The following is a 17111-nucleotide window of genomic DNA, read 5'->3' as shown; positions in this document are numbered from 1 at the left end:
ACCGGTGGCCGGGCCAACCCGTCCCGGCCACCGGTCGCCCACCACCTGATCTGTTTCTGCACCGATCCCGAGGCCGATGACCGATACCGATTTCGACGCAGCCGGCCTGCCCGCCGTCACCGCCGGCGCCTCCACGGCGCTTACGGCAGGGTCCGATGCGGCCGGCAGCGGGCTCGCGGTCCGCAGCCGCCCCAACAATGCCGAAGTCGAACAGGCGCTGCTGGGCGCCCTGCTGATCAACAACGAAGCCACCCATCGGGTCAGCAGCTTCCTGCGCCCCGAACACTTCCACGAGCCGGTTCACCAGCGGATCTACGGCCAGATCCTGCGCTTCATGGAGCGCGGTCAGATCGCCAATCCCGCCACGCTGAAACCGCTGTTCGACGCCGACCCCGCCCTGTCCGGTGTGGGTGGCGCCGCCTACCTGGCGCGCCTGGTCGGCTCTGCGATCTCGATCATCAATGTCGAGGACTATGCGCGGATCATCCACGATTTCGCGCTCCGCCGGGCGCTGATCGACATCGGTGAAGAGGTGGTGAACGAGGCTTATGACGGCCGCGCCGAACGTCCGGCCATCGAGCAGATCGAGCATGCCGAGCACCGCCTCTATACCCTGGCCGAACAGGGAGAGATCGAGGGCGGCTTCGTCTCTTTCGATCGGGCCCTCAGCACGGCGCTCGACCAGATCGAAGCGGCCTATAAGCGCGACGGCAACCTGGTCGGTGTCGCCACCGAACTGATCGATCTCGACAATCTGATGGGCGGGTTGCAACCCTCGGACCTGCTGATCCTGGCGGGCCGCCCGTCGATGGGCAAGACGGCGCTTGCGACGACCATCGCGTTCAACGCCGCCCGCGCCTACCGCACCGAGCCCGAGGAGGCCGGCGGCAAGCCGAAACAGGTCGACGGCGCCGTGGTCGGCTTCTTTTCGCTCGAAATGTCGGCCGAGCAGCTGGCCGCCCGCCTTCTGGCGGGTGCCGCCGGCGTGCCTTCCGACCGGCTGCGTCGCGGCACCATGTCGCCCGAGGATTTCGAGAAGGTGGTGATGGCGGCGCGCGAGCTGTCGCGCATCCCGCTGTTCATCGACGACACGCCGGCGATCACCGTCCCGGCCATGCGTGCCCGCGCCCGCCGGCTCAAGCGGCAGCATGGTCTGTCGATGATCGTGGTCGACTATCTGCAGCTGATGCGGGCAGTACGCGCCACCGACAACCGCGTGCAGGAAGTATCGGAGATCACCCAGGGGCTGAAAGCCGTCGCCAAGGAACTGAACGTGCCGGTGATCGCGCTGTCCCAGCTCTCGCGTGCCGTGGAGCAGCGCGAGGACAAGCGGCCGCAGCTCTCGGACCTGCGCGAAAGCGGATCGATCGAGCAGGACGCCGACGTGGTGATGTTCGTGTTCCGCGAGGAATACTATCTGGCGCGCGCCGAGCCCAAGCAGCGCCCGGACGAGAAGCCCGACAAGTTCGCCGAGCGCTATTCCCACTGGCAAAGCAGGTTCGAGATGTCGCGCAGCGTCGCGGAGGTGATCGTGGCCAAGCAGCGCCACGGCCCGATCGGCACCGTGCGGCTGCATTTCGACCTGAACACCACGCGCTTCGGCAATCTGGATCGCGACCACGCAGCCCTGTTGGCCGCCAACGCCCCGTCGAGCGAATGAGCACGCCGGTCACCACCCCTGCCCTGCCCGCGGCACCCGCCGCCCCGCCGCCTGCCTGGATCGAGATTGATCTCGACGCGCTGGCAGAGAACCACGCCCGCCTCACCGGGCTGATGCGCGCGCACAACCCGGCTGGCGAGGTCGCGGGCGTAATCAAGGCCGATGGCTACGGGCTGGGGGCGGATATCGTCGGTCCCGCCCTTGCCCGGGCCGGTGCCCCGGCGCTTTTCGTCGCACATCTGTCGGAAGGTGCAACGCTCCGCCGGGCGCTCCGGGCGGATCCCGACCCCGCCCGCCATGCCCTGCCGGTCTACATCCTGAACGGCATGGCCGAGGGAGAACGTGCGGATTTTCTGGCCTTCGACCTCCGTCCGGTGCTGAACGGCCCCGACGACCTCGACCGCTGGACCCACGCCGGCCGGGCCCAGGGCGGGCCGCTGCCGGCCGCCCTGCATATCGACACGGGGATGAGCAGGCTCGGTTTCGACGAGGCAGGCTTCAAGGCCCTCGCGGCCGACCCGGCGCGCCTCGGCGGCGTCGATATCCGCATCACCATGAGCCATCTCGCCTGTGCCGATGATCCCGCCCATCCGCTGAACCGGCGCCAGCTCGACCGTTTCCGGGCCGTAGCGGGTGCGATCGGGCGTGGCCGGCTCAGCCTTGCCAATTCAAGCGGGCTGTTCCTCGGCCCCGACTTCCATTTCGATCTCGGCCGCCCGGGCGTGGCGCTCTACGGCGTCAATCCGGTGCCGGGGCGCCCGAACCCGATGGTCCCGGTCGTGCGGCTGAAGGCCCGGGTGCTGCAGGTGCGAACCATCGACAGCTTCGAGAGCGTCGGCTATGGTGCGGCAGCCCGCGCGCGGCCGGGCATGCGGGTGGCGACGCTGGCGATCGGTTATGCCGATGGCTGGCCCTGGTCGGCCGCAGGCAAGGGCGAGGTGGTGATTGCCGGTCATCGGGCCCCGATCCTCGGCCGCGTGTCGATGGATCTGGTGACGGTGGATGTCAGCACCCTGCCGGAACCGCTGATCCATGGCGGCGCCGTGGCGGAGCTGATCGGCGATCATCGCGACGTCGATGCGCTGGCAAAAGACGCCGGCACCATCGGTTATGAGATCCTGACCCGCCTGGGCCGCCGCTATGCCCGGCAGCCGATGGCGTCGGGCCAAACGCAGGTTTATCCGATTGGCGTGCCCACGCCGCAGACGGAGGTCGACCCCGCCCCATGAACCCGCTTGCCGCCATCGGCCGGGCCCTGCTCTCCCTGTTCGAGACCGTGGGCCGCGTTGCGCTCTTCGTCCTGGTCGTGCTGCGCCATCTGGTCACCCCGCCCTTCTATTTCCGCGCCATGGGCCGGCAGGTGATGGAGATCGGCTATTACAGCCTGCCGGTGGTGGGCATGACTGCGCTGTTCAGCGGCATGGTGCTGGCCCTGCAAAGCTATACCGGCTTCGCCCGCTTTTCGGCTGAAAGTGCCGTCGCAGGCGTGGTGGTGCTGTCGATCACCCGCGAACTCGGTCCCGTTCTCGCCGGGCTGATGGTCGCCGGCCGGGTGGGGGCCGCGATCGCGGCCGAGATCGGCACCATGCGGGTGACGGAACAGGTGGATGCGCTGACCACGCTGCGCACCAACCCCTACAAATACCTGATCGTGCCGCGGGTTCTGGCTGCGACCCTGATGCTGCCGGTACTGGTGCTGATCGCCGACATCATCGGCGTGATGGGCGGCTGGCTGGTCGGCGTTTACAAGCTGGGCTTCATCTCCACCACCTATCTGGTCAACACCTTCAATTTCGTCGAGCCGCTGGACGTGATCTCAGGGCTCGTGAAAGCGGCGGTGTTCGGCTTCCTGATCGCAACCATGGGCTGCTATCACGGCTTCAACAGCCGCGGCGGCGCCCAGGGTGTCGGCAGTGCCACGACCAATGCGGTGGTGTCGAGTTCGATCCTGCTGCTGATCTTCAACTATGTCATCACCGAGCTGTTCTTCGCGCGCTGAACCACAGCCCCGTCCCCGAGGAGCCCCAGGCGACATGACCACCGCCACCCCGAAGATCGCGCTCGCCGACGTGCACAAATCGTTCGGCCGCAAGCAGGTGCTGCGCGGCGTGGATCTTTCGATCGATGCCGGATCGTCGCTGGTGGTGATCGGCGGCTCGGGCACCGGCAAGTCGGTGCTGATCAAGTCGATCCTGGGCATCATCCATCCCGACAAGGGCTCGATCCGCATCGACGGCCGCGAGACCATGGGGCTCGGCGCCCGCGACCGCGAAGAGGTCATGGCCGGCATGGGCATGCTGTTCCAGGGCGGTGCGCTGTTCGACAGCCTGCCGGTCTGGCAGAACGTCGCCTTCGGCCTGATCCAGGGCAAGGGGGTGGCCCGGCGCAAGGCGCGGGAGATCGCGATCGAGAAGCTCTCCCTGGTGGGCCTCGGCGCCGATGTTGCGGAACTGGCCCCGGCGGAACTGTCGGGTGGCATGCAAAAGCGTGTCGGCCTGGCCCGAGCGATCGCCACCGACCCCGACATCCTGTTCTTCGACGAACCGACCACCGGGCTGGACCCGATCATGGCCGACGTCATCAACGATCTGATCCGCAATCAGGTGAAGCGCCTGGGTGCGACCGCCATCACCATCACCCACGACATGGCGAGCGCCCGAAAGATCGCCGACCATGTGGCGATGATCTATCAGGGCCGGATCATCTGGCACGGCCCGGTGGAAGAGATCGACCACAGCGGCAACCCCTATGTCGACCAGTTCATCCATGGTCGTGCCGACGGGCCGATCCAGATGGAACTGCGCCGGCCCTGACGCGTTTCGGCGCGACGGATTCCGGGAAACCAGTCGATGGCCAAAGCCACCACGCATTTCGTCTGCCAGTCCTGCGGTGCCACTGCGGCGAAATGGGCCGGGCGCTGCGAAGCCTGCGGCGAATGGAACACCATGGTCGAAGAGGTCCTGCCCCAGCCGGTGGCGGGTGGGCGCGGTTCGGCCGTGGCTTCCGCGCGGCGCGGGTTGTCTTTCGTCACCCTGGACGGGCCGGTCGAGGTCGTGCCCCGGCGGCGCTGCGGCATCGGTGAACTGGATCGGGTGCTGGGCGGCGGCCTGGTCCCGGGGGCGGCGATCCTGATCAGTGGTGACCCCGGTATCGGCAAATCCACCCTGCTGATCCAGGCCCTGGCGGCGCTGGCCGGCAATGGGGTCGATGCCTATTACGTCTCGGGCGAAGAATCGGTCGATCAGGTCCGGCTGCGCGCCCATCGGCTGGGCCTTGATGGGTCGTCGGTCAGGCTCGCCGCCGAAACCAACATCCGCGACATCGTCTCGACGCTGGAGAAGACCCCGGCGGACAGGCCTGCGGTAGCGGTGATCGACAGTATCCAGACCATGCGCCATGACGGTCTGGAAGGCGCACCGGGAACGGTGTCGCAGGTGCGCGCCTGCGGTCAGGAGCTGATCCAGCTGGCCAAGCGGCGCGGCATCGCGGTCATCATCGTCGGCCACGTCACCAAGGAAGGCCAGATCGCCGGTCCCCGCCTGCTGGAGCACATGGTCGATACCGTGCTCCACTTCGAGGGCGAGCGCGGCCATGCCTATCGAATCCTGCGCGCCGTCAAAAACCGGTTCGGCGCCACCGACGAGATCGGCGTGTTCTCGATGACCGACCTCGGCCTGATGGAGGTGGAAAACCCCTCGGCCATCTTCCTGGGCGATCGCGACGAGAAAATATCGGGCAGCGCCGTCTTCGCGGGGCTGGAAGGCACCCGGCCGGTGCTGGTCGAAATCCAGGCCCTGGTGGCCGCCTCGACGCTCGGCACGCCGCGCCGCACCGTCGTCGGCTGGGATGGCGGACGCCTGGCCATGATCCTCGCCGTGCTCGACGCGCGGTGCGGCCTTTCGCTCGGGTCGAACGACGTCTACTTGAACGTTGCAGGCGGGTTGCGCATCCTTGAACCGGCCGCCGATCTCGCAGTTGCAGCAGCACTGCTCTCGTCGCTCACCGATCGGGCCCTGCCCAAGGAAACGGTGGTGCTGGGCGAAGTGGGGCTCTCGGGCGAGGTGCGTGCGGTCTCGCAGATGGAGGCGCGGCTCAAGGAAGCCGCCAAGCTGGGTTTCACCCGCGCCTTCGTTCCCAAGGCCGGCGTCGGCCGGCAGATGCCCGTCGAGATCCGGCCGCTGAAGCGCCTGGCCGAACTGGTGGAACTCTTCGTGGGGCCGAATGGCGAATACGCCCCCAAACCTGCCGGCGATCAGGCCGGCGACCGGGACGGCGCTGCTCGGCCCGGCCGGCGCGGCCAGCCGCGCGGAACGATCGACTGACGGAAGCGGGCCTCCCTGCCCTCCCTGCCGTCCGCCCCTGTTGAAGGAAGACCCGGATGTCCCTGACGCTCGCCGACGTGGTTGTGCTCGCCATCGTCGCACTTTCGACCCTGGTGGCATTGATCCGCGGCTTCGTACGCGAGGTGCTGTCGATCGTCGCCTGGGTCGGCGCCGCGTTGATCACGGCCTATCTCTTCGATCCGCTGCGCCCGCTTGCCGATGATTTCATCGCCAGCGAGACCGCCGGCGACATCGCCACGATCGCGGTCATCTTCCTGGTCTCTCTGCTGATCCTGTCGGTGATCACCCGTGCCATCGGCGACGTGGTCTCGGGCAGCCCCTTCACCTTCCTCGACCGCCTGCTCGGCGCCGGTTTCGGTGTCGCCCGCGGCCTGGCGGTGATGGCGGCCATCTATCTGGGCCTGCTCTGGGTCTGGGGCCCGAATGGTGAGCCCGAATGGGTGCGGAAGTCGGAAACCCGTCCCGCGGTGGTCGAAGCGGCGCGGATCATTCAGGAACTGGTGCCCGAGCGCATGCGCAGCCAGTTCCTGGAGCGCGCCGACCAGGCGGCGGGTGCTGCGGCCGGTGCCGCAGGCGATGCCGTGCGTGGCACGCTGGGCGGTGCGATGCCCGGCATGCCGCGCGACACCGCGCCTGGAACGGCTCCTGCGCAGAACAACCCCTCGGGCAATGTGACAGGTGCAACCCCCTCCGGCGGTGAAATCGGTTACGGCGAAGGGCAGAGACATGATATGAACCGCCTGCTCGATGCGATCGAGCCCGCACCTGCGGGCGGCCAGGGCACGCAAGGCCAGGGCAACTGACCGCATCCGGCTGACGGAGCGACCGCAAGTCCCAAGACGGTCGTCGAAATCGGTGCGAGGCGATGATCATCACCCATCCCTTCCGATCCGGGCCCGACGGCCGGGACCTGGTCCATGCAGATGAGGATCATCTGCGCGAGGAATGTGGCATCTTCGGCATTCACGGCCATCAGGAGGCTGCCCGTCACGTAGCCCTCGGCCTGCATGCCCTGCAGCACCGCGGCCAGGAGGCCTGCGGCATCGTCAGTTACGACGGCGACCAGTTCCATCCTCACCGTGCGGTCGGCCTTGTCGGCGACGCCTTCGCCGATGAACGGCTGATGGCGCAGATGGCCGGCAATATGGGCATCGGCCATGTCCGCTATGCCACGACCGGCGGTGCGGGCCTGCGCAACATCCAGCCGCTTTATGCCGATTTCGCCTTCGGTGGCCTTGCGATTGCCCATAACGGCAATCTGACCAATGCGCTGACCCTGCGCAGCCAGCTGGTCCAGCGCGGGTGCATTTTCCAGTCCACCTCGGACAGCGAGGTGATCGTGCATCTGATCGCGATCAGCCTCTATACCGATGTGGTGGACAAGCTGATCGACGCGCTGCGCCAGGTTCACGGCGCCTATTCGATCGTGGCCCTGACCCGCGACAAGCTGATCGGCGTGCGCGACCCCTGGGGGGTGCGCCCGCTGGTCATCGGCAAGCTCGACGGCGCCATGATGCTGGCCTCCGAGACCTGCGCACTCGACATCATCGGTGCCGAATTCGTCCGCGACGTTGAGCCGGGCGAGATCGTGGTCATCGAGCAGAGCGGCCTGCGCTCGATCAAGCCGTTCCCGAAGACCGCCAGCCGGTTCTGCATCTTCGAGCACATCTATTTCGCCCGTCCCGACAGCGTGCTGGAAAATGTCAGCGTCTACGAGGCGCGCAAGCGCATCGGTCGCGAACTGGCCCTGGAAAGCATCGTCGAGGCCGATGTGGTCGTGCCGGTGCCGGACAGCGGCGTGCCGGCGGCGCTGGGCTTCTCGGAGCAGAGCGGCATTCCCTTCGATTACGGCATCATCCGCAACCACTATGTCGGCCGGACTTTCATCGAGCCGACCGATCAGATCCGGCATCTGGGCGTGAAGCTGAAGCACAACGCCAATGTGCCGATGATCAAGGGCAAGCGGGTGGTGCTGGTCGACGACAGCATCGTGCGCGGCACCACCTCGACCAAGATCGTGAACATGGTACGCGAGGCCGGTGCGGCCGAGGTCCATATGCGGATCGCCTCGCCGCCCACCACCCATCCGTGCTTCTATGGCGTCGACACGCCGAGCCGCGAAAAGCTGCTGGCGGCGCGCATGGACATCGAAGAGATGGCCCGGTTCATCAATGCCGACAGCCTGGCCTTCATCTCGATGGACGGGTTGTACCGTGCCATGGGTGAAGAGGGCCGCAATCCGGTTCAGCCGCAGTATTGCGATGCCTGCTTCACCGGCGACTATGCCCTGCCGCTGACCGACGGCCAGGTGGACGGCAGCGACGCCAAGTTCCGCCTGCGCAGCGACTTCGCCTGAGCCGACACCGCAGCTGCCGACCCCCAGAGCTTCCGGAGCGCGACCGATGACCGAAAACACCCAGCCCGCCGCCCCCGCCGATCGCCCGCTCGAGGGCCGGATCGCCCTGATCACCGGTGCGTCGCGCGGTCTGGGTGCGGCGGTTGCGGAACGCTATGCCATGGCCGGTGCCCATGTCATCCTGCTTGCCCGCACCGTCGGCGGATTGGAAGAGACCGACGACCGGGTGAAGGCCGTGGGTGGCACTGCGACCCTGGTGCCGCATGATCTGGCCGATCTCGACAAGCTCGACAGCCTGGGGCAGCAGATCTACGAGCGTTTCGGCCGGCTCGACATCCTGGTGGGCAATGCCGGGCTGCTCGGCAACATCTCGCCCATGTCCCAGCAGAAGCCCCGCGACTGGGATCGGGTGATGACCGTCAACGTCTCGGCCAATCAGCGGCTGATCCGGAACTGCGAGCCGCTGCTGAAGCTGTCGACGGCCGGCCGCGCGATCTTCGTCACCTCGCGCGCCGCCCGCCGGATCCGCGGCTATTGGGGCGCCTATGCCACCTCCAAGGCCGCGCTCGAGGCCATGGTCAAGACCTGGGCCATGGAGATCGAGAACAGCCGCATCCGCGCCAATCTGGTCGACCCGGGGGCCCTGCGTACCCGCATGCGCGCCACCGCCTATCCGGGGGAGGAAAAGGACCTCCAGACCCCGCCAGAGGCGATCGCCGAACTGTTCGTCGATCTGGCCCTGCCCGGCCTGACTGCCAATGGCGAGATCTTCGTGGCCCAGACCGCGCCTCAGGCACCGGCCCATGGCCCCGATCATCATGGGCACGATCATCATGGCCATGATCATGGTCCCGGTTGCGGCTGCCACTGACCGGCACCCTGCACCAGACCGACGGAACTTCCGGGGCGCCTGACGGCGCCCCTTTTTCGTGGCCAACCGTCAGGCGCCGGGAAGCTGTTCGATGATGGCGCGCATCAGATCTTCGGTCAGGCGAAGCTGGGGCGGCTTGCCGTCGCCATGGGCGGCCCCCGAGGGCGGGCTGCCGTCATCCAGCACGCCGTGGACCAGCGCCACGCCGACCATCAATGCCAGTGCCAGCCGCGCCTTCTCCCGCGCATGGGTGCCGCCGATCCGCTCCACCAGATGGTCCAGAACATCCGCCTCCAGCCGTTCACGGATCAGCGGCATCGCCGCCCGGCTGTTGATCGAGCTCATCAGGATCCGGCTGACCCGTTCACAGGCCGCCAGAACCGCGGCATCGATGTCGTGATCGGCCGCCTCGCGCCCATGCTCCTCCGTCAGCGCAGCCGCCAGCAGGCCCGGCCGGCCGGCCATCACGGTCAGGCGGGTCAGAACCCGTGCCAGCCTCTCGCGCGGGACGTCGCGCAGCAGGGCATCGAAGGCCGCATCGCCCAGGCATACCGCGAACAAGCGTTCCTTCGATCCGTAATAGCGGATGACCAGCGAAACATTGACGTCCGCGGCCCGGGCGATTTCCCTCAGGCCGACCGTGTCATAGCTGTTCGCGGCAAAGGCGTGGCGCGCCGCATCGAGGATCGCCGCTTTGGTCGCCTCGCTGTTGCGGGGCCTGCTCTCTTTATCTGACATCACTTCTTCATCAAATCAACTTCAAGTTATGCAAACACCTGTTGACATGTCCCGGGATGGACATCTAAGGTTTCAGACGACGGGTGGTGCTGCCGTCGATCTACGGCAGGTGGCGCAATTCCGCAGAGCCGGCGGACATCCTCTCCCTCCCCGATGCCGGCGCATACCCCAGCGTTCAGGTACAGCTTTCGGGCTGCGCTGATGAGGGTTTTTGCCGCCACGGCGCAGAATTTGGACGACAGGCAATGCCCGAACAGGACGCGCACGGCCGAACGCAGGCCGGGCAGGTGCGACCGACGCGACTGAACACGCGGGAACTTCTGGAACTCGCCGCCAGCCTGCTGTCGGCGGCTGAAGCGGGGGACACATCGGTTGGCGGGCGGCTTGGCTCCCTTCCGGAGGAACTGCTGCGAGTGATCGATGACCTGCCGCCGGACTCCGAGGACCGGTCGTCGGCATTCCGCTTTCTCGACATCGAACAGGCGTCAGAGACCGTCACGATCCTGATCCGACCCAATGATCGCGATCAGGGGTGGAGCTGACCGGCCTTCTGCCCACACGATACCGGCGAACGCAGGCGGCGCCCCCGCCCTGCGACAATCGCGGCGTATATGTTATGTGAATCCGACGGGATCTGCGCGCGAAGACCATGATAATGGGTGCGTTCGACGCTTATCCCTGCCCGTTCACGGCGATCGCCCGCACGAAAAGCACGTGAAAGTAGTGTAATAGCGCGGGCATCCGCTGCCAGAACAACATTATTGCATAATATAGGAAAGACTGCAGGCGCCGCCGAAGCCGGTCAGCCCTGCCCGATCAGCTCGGCAAAGCGTCCGAGATCGACATTTCCGCCCGACAGGATCACGCCGACGCGTTGTCCGTGAATGTCGATGGCGCCGGAAAAGGCGCCCGCGGCGGCAAGGCAGCCGGTGGGCTCCACCACCAGCTTCATCCGCCCGGCAAAGAAGCGCATCGCCTCGACCAGGGCGGCGTCCTCGACCGTGATCACCTGGTCGACCAGCGCCCGGATCACCGGGAAGGTCAGCCGGCCGGGGGCAGCGGTCTGGGCACCGTCGGCAATGGTCTGTGGCGTGGGGATCGAAACGATCTCCCCGGCTGCGAGGCTGCGGCGGACATCGTCTCCGGCGGCAGGCTCCACCCCGATCACCCGGCAGCCCGGCTGCAGGGCGGCTGCCACGACCGCGGAGCCCGAGATCAGCCCGCCACCGCCCACGCAGACGAACAGCAGGTCCAGCCCGCCTGCATCCGGCATCGCCATCACATCCTGCAACAGCTCCAGCGCGGCGGTCCCCTGCCCGGCCATGACATCGGCATGATCGAAGGGCGGGATCAGCACCAGGCCGCGCTCTTCGGCGATCTCGCGGCCGATGGCCTCGCGATCCTGGGTGTAGCGGTCATAGGCCACCACTTCACCGCCATAGCCTTCCGTCGCCTGACGCTTGATCAGCGGCGCATCGGACGGCATGACGATGACGGTCTCCAGCCCGAGCAGACGCCCCGCCAGCGCCACCGCCTGGGCATGGTTGCCCGACGAGAAGGCGACGACACCCCGCGGGGGACGGGGCTGTGCCTTCAGTTTCGCCAGTGCATTATAGGCGCCGCGGAACTTGAAGGCCCCCATCCGCTGCAGGTTCTCTGGTTTGAAAAACAGGCGTGCGCCGGTCATCGCATCGGCGGTCGCAGAGGTCAGCACCGGCGTGCGGTGGGCAACTCCCTCCAGCCGCGCTGCCGCAGCGCGGACATCCTCGATACCGATGGCGAGACCGGTCATGCCGTCACCTCTTCTTCTTACGGTCGGCGAAGGGGTTTTCGCTCGTCCGCAGCACCACGCGCACCGGCACGCCGGGCAGGTCGAAACTGTCGCGCAGGCCGTTCACCACATAGCGGACATAGCTGTCCGGCAACTCCTTCGGCTGGCTCACGAAGATCGCGAAGCCGGGCGGACGGGTCTTGATCTGGGTGATATAGCGCAACCGCAGGCGCCGACCGTTGGCCATCGGCGGCGGGTAATTCTCGGTCATGCGTTCCAGCCAGCGGTTCAGCCGGCCGGTCGACACCCGGCGATTCCAGATCCGGTAGATGTCGAAACAGGCATCGATCAGCCGATCGGTGTTGTGACCGGCCAGCGCCGAGATCGTGACCACCGGCACGCCCTTGACCTGCGGCATCACATGGCTCATCCGCCGGCGCAGTTCGGTCATGAAGGCATCGGCGTCGGTGACGGTGTCCCATTTGTTGACCGCCAGCACCAGTGCGCGGCCCTCGTCGACGATCAGCCGGGCGATGGTCATGTCCTGCTTCTCGAGCCCGCGTTCGGCATCGATCATCAGCACCACGACATGGGCGAAGCGGATCGCGCGCAGGGTCTCGTCGACCGACATCTTCTCGATCCGGTCGTCGATCCGCGCCTTCCGGCGCATGCCGGCGGTATCGATCAGCCGGATGCGGCGGCCGGCATGCAGCCAGTCGACCGCAATGGCATCGCGCGTGATGCCGGCCTCGGGGCCGGTCAGGACCCGGTCCTCGCCCAGCAGATGGTTCATCAGGGTCGACTTGCCGGCATTCGGCCGGCCGACGATGGCGATCTGCAGCGCCTTCTGGCGGCCGATCTCGGCCATGGCCCGTTCTTCGGCCGCAGCCAGGGTCTCTTCGTCCGCATCCTCGTCGATATCGACATCGGAGCCGTCATCGTCGAAATCGTCGAGGCCCACCTCGCGGGGGCCGTGCTCGGCCAGTTCCTCCGCCTCGGCACCCTCGGCGCCGGCGCGGGCCGCCGCGCGACGACGGGCGGCCGCAGCCTCGGCTTCGGCCGCAGCCGCATCTTCCAGCGCCTCGGCATGGGCTGCACCATGGGCCGACAGCACGTCATAAAGATCCGACGTGTGGTCGCCATGCGCCGCAGACAGCGGCATCGGCTCTCCCAGCCCCAGGCCCCAGGCTTCGGCAAGGCCCATATCGCCCGCCCGGCCTTCGCATTTGTTCACCACCACGACGACCGGGGTTTCCACCCGGCGCAGCAGATCGGCAAAATGCTCGTCGGCCGGGGTGATACCGGCGCGGCCGTCGATCATGAACAGCACCAGATCTGCATCATCGATTGCCGTCCGGGTCTGGGCCTGCATGCGGGCGTTCAGATCCGACGGATCCTCGATCTCTTCGAGACCGGCCGTGTCGACGACGTTGAAGCGCAGATTGCCGAGCCGCGCCTCGCCCATGCGGCGGTCGCGGGTGACACCCGGCGTGTCGTCGACGATGGCGATGCGCCGCCCGACCAGACGATTGAACAGGGTCGACTTGCCGACATTCGGCCGGCCGACCAGCGCCACGGTCAGCATGGACGCGGACCTCCGGAATGGACATGAGGTGGTCGCGAAGCCGCCCCGGTCGTCACGACCGCCGGCTCCACAGGATGAAGCTGCCAAGCGGACGCGACCCCGCAGGCCGTGTGCCTGCGGGGTCGGCGCCCTGCATCGGTTCATGCGCATCAATGACGATGCGCGGGCCCCACGTCAACGATAAGCGATCAGCGTCGCATCGTCGCGCAGCACATAGAGCTTGCCGTCGGCAACGATGGGCGAAATGTTCACCGCCCCGCCGACATCGGTTTCGCTGGTCTTGCTGCCGTCGGTCGGGTTCAGCGCCATAAGGCTACCGGCACTGGACGCCAGATAAAGACGGCCGCCGGCCAGCACCGGACCGGTCCAGCGGATCGGATCCTCGCGATCCTCGGGATCCTCGAAGGCCGGCAGATCGACCACCCAGCGCACCCGGCCGTCACTGCGGCGCATCGCCACCAGGCGGGTCGAGTCCACCACCACATAGACGGTGGTGTCGGCCACCCAGGGGGTCTGGTTCACCTTGAACGGCTGCTCCCAGACCCGCAGGCCCGAGCGAACGTCGAAGGCCGCAATCCGGCCGCCGACGGTGCCCGCGAAGACCATGTCGCGATCGATCACCGGGTCCGACAGAATATCGGTCAGCGCGCTCAGCGACGATCCGGCCGCGGCGAAGCCCGCGAGCGTCTCCGCCCAGCCGACCCGGCCGCTGTCACCGCGCAGCGCCACCAGATCGCCGCTCGAATAGGCCGCAACCACCAGATTGCCCAGAACGCCGGGGGCCGCCCCGCCCAGGATCATCTGGGTCGCCGGCACGCCGCCATGGCGCCACAGCTCGCGGCCGCTGTCGCCGGCAAGGGCGATCAGCTGGTTGTCGAAGCTCTGCGCGAAGACGCGGCCCTCACCCGCCGCCGGCGGGGCACGGAACGGGGTGTGCATCGACGTCCGCCACAGCTCGACACCGTCGGCGGGGTTGAGCGCCACCACGTCACCAAAGCCGGTCGCGGCGTAGATCCGCCCGTCGGCGATCGCCAGACCGCCGCCATAGGCGCCCTCCAGCAGGTCGCTGTCGGGCGCAAGCTCCACCGACCAGACCCGGCGACCGGTCGAGGCATCGAGTGCCACGACATTCGAATCGGCGTCGAGCACAAAGATGCGGCCATCGGCCATCACCGGCTGGGCCATCAGGCGCTTGGCCCCGCCAGAGCCCACTCCGGCATCCCCGCGCCAGGCCTCTACCGGGGTTTCCGGGCCGGCCAGCGCATGCATCGCATGGTTGCCGTAGCCGCTGGTCTGCGGCCATTCGCCGTTCTGCCAGGCCGGCGGTACCGTGATCGCTTCGGACGCAACCGCCGGATCGATCCGGATGTCGGCCTTTTCCGGCATCACGGCAATCCGTTCGCCCGGCAGCGCCGGCTTGTCATCCGATCCCCACCAGCTGCCGCAACCCGACAGCAGCATCGCGGTCAACACCGCAACACCCGCTGCGCGCACCGGCCGCGACGGGCGACGGACGGCATCCACCTGCCGTCCGGGGCGAAGACTGGTCATTTCGCAGGCTCCTGATCTGCGTCGGTCGATGCGGCATCGGCGGGGGCAGCCTCGGCTGCGGCCTCGGAAGCGATGGGGGCTCCGAGCACGCGGGCGTAAGAGGCGGCACGGCCGCGGAGATCCTGCGGCGCATCGGCATCGTCGGCCAGGCGCGCAAAGATCTCGCCCGCCCGCTGGGTATCGCCGGCCTTGAAGGCGGCGAGTGCCACCAGCTCTTCGGCGAGCGGCCGCCAGTTCTCCTCGCCGTCGATCAGGCCCGAAACCCGGGCGCGGATCTGATCGGGCGTTTCGGTGCGGATGGCCAGCGATGCCGCCTTGAGCGTCGCGGTCGCCTTGAGAGCGGGATCCAGATCGCCGCGGGCGACCACGGCCTCGAACCCGGCCTGGGCGCCGTCGCGATCTCCGGCAGCGAGCCTGGCTTCGGCGGCGCGCATCAGGGCGAGACCGGCATAGCCGCTCTCGGCATCGGCCGCGAGCGCCTCGAACGCCGACGCGGCCTGATCCTGCTTGCCCGACGCGGCCAGCGCCTCGGCTGCGGCATAGGCGGAGGCCTGTTCGTTGCGGCGGTTTTCTTCCCAGGCGCGCCAGGCGACATCGGCGGCCACGCCCACCACCACCAGCACCGCGGCGCCGATGATCCAGGGTCCGAAGCGTTTCCACAGCTTCAGGGCCTTGTCGCGACGCAGATCCTCTTCGATCTCGCGGATGAACTGTTCCGACACGCCCCGGGAACCTCCTTCAGACGCCACACTTGTCCGGGCACACGGGCAGCGCCACGTCCGCCCGGTGGACGGCCGTTACCATAGTCGTTCGGCATCTTCATGGCAAATCCCCCGAAGCCGTGGGGGAAGCATCACCCCGGCAGGTCTCCGTGGGCCGGTGGCGCCTCGGGGACGAGATGCAGATCATGCAGCGCCGCCCGCGCCCGCACCACCGATGCCGCCCCTTCACGGATCGCCTGGGCCCCCTGATCGAACTCCATCCAGCGGATGTGGCCCACCCAGGGGGCAAGCACCAGATCCGGCGGGTCGCCGGCCATGCGGCTGCGTGCAATCCGGTCCTGCATGATGCCGATCGAGTGCATCATGACCTCGCCGATGCCGATGCCGCCGACGCGTGCGGCCACCGCCGCCGCCCGACGCTCGGGATCGACGCTGCGTCCGGTGAGGCCCATCAGCCGCCCGCCGAGGCCCAGCAGGCGGCGGGCCCCGCGGCGATCGGCGGTTCCCGCCGCGGCAGCCGTCTGGGCGCTGCGGGCAAGCCCATGGGCGTGGGGGGCAGGATGGCCGCGGCTGGCGGGGCCCGGTTCGGGATCGACCGGCCGGGGCACGGCGTCCGCCGCCTGGGGCGAGGCGACACCTGGTGCGGGTATCGCCGCCGCATCGATCCTGAGCCGCCGCCTGTAGCCTGCAAGATCGCCATGGAGGGTCACCGCAATCACCGCCTCGGCCCCCAGATGCCGGCAGAGCGACACCGGCACAGGATTGACCAGGCCGCCATCGACCAGCAGCCGCCCCCCGGCCCGCACCGGGGCGAAGATGCCCGGGATGCTCATCGACGCCCGCAGCGCGTCGACCAGATCGCCGTCGGTCAGCCAGACCTCCTGGCCGCTGGCGAGATCGGTGGCGATGGCACCGAACGCCACCGGAAGATCCTCGATCCGGGTCTCGCCGAAGGCCTCCCGCAGCATCGCGGTCAGCCGGTCGCCGCCGACCAGACCGCCGGACCCCATCCTGAAATCGCCGAGCCGCACGACCTTGAGCCGGGTGAGATCACGGACCCAGGCCTCGAATTCCGCAAGCCGGCCGGCGGCATGGAAGGCACCCACCACCGCGCCGGCACTTGCGCCTGCGATGACCTGCGGCACCACCCCTTCGGCGGCAAGCGCGTTCAGCACCCCGATATGGGCCCAGCCGCGTGCCGATCCCGATCCCAGCGCCACGCCCAGCACCGGCGGCCGAGGCGCCGCGGCCGGCCCCTCTCCGCGGCGCGCGGCGGCATCGCCCCGTCGACGCCGCCGGCGATGCGGCCGCGCCGGATCGGACGCCGGAACCGGATCGGGCGCCGGGGGCGCATCGGGGGCGCGGGCCGGGTCGCCGCTTCGCGGATGCTGCGTCGCGGCAGATGTTTCAATCCTGGTGTCGCTTCGGGTTGGCGCGGCGGGTCTCGTCATGTAATGCTCGTCCTTGATGTCAGGACCGGTCGCCCGGGCCGGCTGCGCGAGCGAAAGGAAATG

At 68.1% G+C, this 17111-nt stretch carries 15 protein-coding genes; 9 read left to right on the top strand and 6 right to left on the bottom strand.

Translation table 11 applies throughout. The annotated features are described in order from the left end of the window. The first annotated feature begins 76 nt into the window (after nt 1-76). The 8 genes from WI697_RS08490 (at nt 77) to WI697_RS08455 (ending at nt 9230) form a co-directional block, all read left to right on the top strand. A complete protein-coding gene (locus tag WI697_RS08490) occupies nt 77-1660 on the top strand; it encodes a replicative DNA helicase (protein ID WP_062765256.1) in 1584 nt (527 codons plus the stop codon). After that, on the top strand, nt 1657-2889 hold the full coding sequence (alr, locus tag WI697_RS08485) for an alanine racemase (RefSeq protein ID WP_345958152.1): 1233 nt from the start codon (nt 1657-1659) through the stop codon (nt 2887-2889). The genes WI697_RS08490 and alr overlap by 4 nt, the downstream gene beginning before the upstream one ends. Beyond that, entirely contained in the window at nt 2886-3659 is a 774-nt protein-coding gene (locus WI697_RS08480; RefSeq protein ID WP_062765262.1) for an MlaE family ABC transporter permease, read from the top strand. The genes alr and WI697_RS08480 overlap by 4 nt, the downstream gene beginning before the upstream one ends. Before the next feature lie 34 nt (nt 3660-3693). Next, nucleotides 3694-4473 (top strand): ABC transporter ATP-binding protein, encoded by a 780-nt coding sequence (locus tag WI697_RS08475; RefSeq protein ID WP_014745393.1) that lies wholly within the window; start codon nt 3694-3696, stop codon nt 4471-4473. A 36-nt stretch (nt 4474-4509) separates the two neighbouring features. Then, nucleotides 4510-5982, top strand: a complete 1473-nt coding sequence (gene radA, locus WI697_RS08470; protein ID WP_345958151.1) for a DNA repair protein RadA — start codon at nt 4510-4512, stop codon at nt 5980-5982. 56 nt (nt 5983-6038) lie between these two features. Next, nucleotides 6039-6806, top strand: a complete 768-nt coding sequence (locus tag WI697_RS08465; RefSeq protein WP_014745395.1) for a CvpA family protein — start codon at nt 6039-6041, stop codon at nt 6804-6806. Nucleotides 6807-6868: 62 nt separating this feature from the next. Next, nucleotides 6869-8359: an amidophosphoribosyltransferase gene (gene purF / locus WI697_RS08460; protein WP_062765266.1), complete on the top strand. Its 1491-nt coding sequence runs from the start codon at nt 6869-6871 to the stop codon at nt 8357-8359. A gap of 46 nt (nt 8360-8405) precedes the next feature. Then, nucleotides 8406-9230 (top strand): SDR family NAD(P)-dependent oxidoreductase, encoded by an 825-nt coding sequence (locus WI697_RS08455; protein ID WP_345958150.1) that lies wholly within the window; start codon nt 8406-8408, stop codon nt 9228-9230. A 69-nt stretch (nt 9231-9299) separates the two neighbouring features. Here the strand turns inward: WI697_RS08455 and WI697_RS08450 are convergent, their stop codons facing one another. Further along, complete coding sequence (locus WI697_RS08450; RefSeq protein WP_296717924.1) at nt 9300-9968, bottom strand: TetR/AcrR family transcriptional regulator; 669 nt, start codon at nt 9966-9968, stop codon at nt 9300-9302. A gap of 83 nt (nt 9969-10051) precedes the next feature. Between WI697_RS08450 and WI697_RS08445 the strand changes: the two genes are divergently transcribed. Then, complete coding sequence (locus WI697_RS08445; protein WP_156503221.1) at nt 10052-10510, top strand: hypothetical protein; 459 nt, start codon at nt 10052-10054, stop codon at nt 10508-10510. A 260-nt stretch (nt 10511-10770) separates the two neighbouring features. Here the strand turns inward: WI697_RS08445 and WI697_RS08440 are convergent, their stop codons facing one another. From WI697_RS08440 to WI697_RS08420, 5 genes are all read right to left on the bottom strand, one after another. Continuing rightward, a complete protein-coding gene (locus tag WI697_RS08440) occupies nt 10771-11760 on the bottom strand; it encodes a threo-3-hydroxy-L-aspartate ammonia-lyase (RefSeq protein WP_345958149.1) in 990 nt (329 codons plus the stop codon). Between the two features lie 4 nt (nt 11761-11764). Then, a complete protein-coding gene (der, locus tag WI697_RS08435) occupies nt 11765-13324 on the bottom strand; it encodes a ribosome biogenesis GTPase Der (RefSeq protein ID WP_062765281.1) in 1560 nt (519 codons plus the stop codon). A 174-nt stretch (nt 13325-13498) separates the two neighbouring features. Next, the gene (locus WI697_RS08430) at nt 13499-14875 is read right to left on the bottom strand and encodes an outer membrane protein assembly factor BamB family protein (RefSeq protein ID WP_062765284.1); all 1377 of its coding nucleotides are present in this window, start codon (nt 14873-14875) and stop codon (nt 13499-13501) included. Next, the gene (locus WI697_RS08425; protein ID WP_345958148.1) at nt 14872-15597 is read right to left on the bottom strand and encodes a tetratricopeptide repeat protein; all 726 of its coding nucleotides are present in this window, start codon (nt 15595-15597) and stop codon (nt 14872-14874) included. Before WI697_RS08425 ends, WI697_RS08430 begins: the two co-directional genes overlap by 4 nt. Nucleotides 15598-15728: 131 nt before the next feature. Beyond that, on the bottom strand, nt 15729-17048 hold the full coding sequence (locus WI697_RS08420; protein WP_345958147.1) for a patatin-like phospholipase family protein: 1320 nt from the start codon (nt 17046-17048) through the stop codon (nt 15729-15731). Between the last annotated feature and the right edge of the window lie 63 nt (nt 17049-17111).

Source organism: Tistrella mobilis (genome assembly GCF_039634785.1).
GTDB lineage: Bacteria > Pseudomonadota > Alphaproteobacteria > Tistrellales > Tistrellaceae > Tistrella > Tistrella mobilis.
This window is presented reverse-complemented; position numbering and strand designations above follow the sequence as displayed.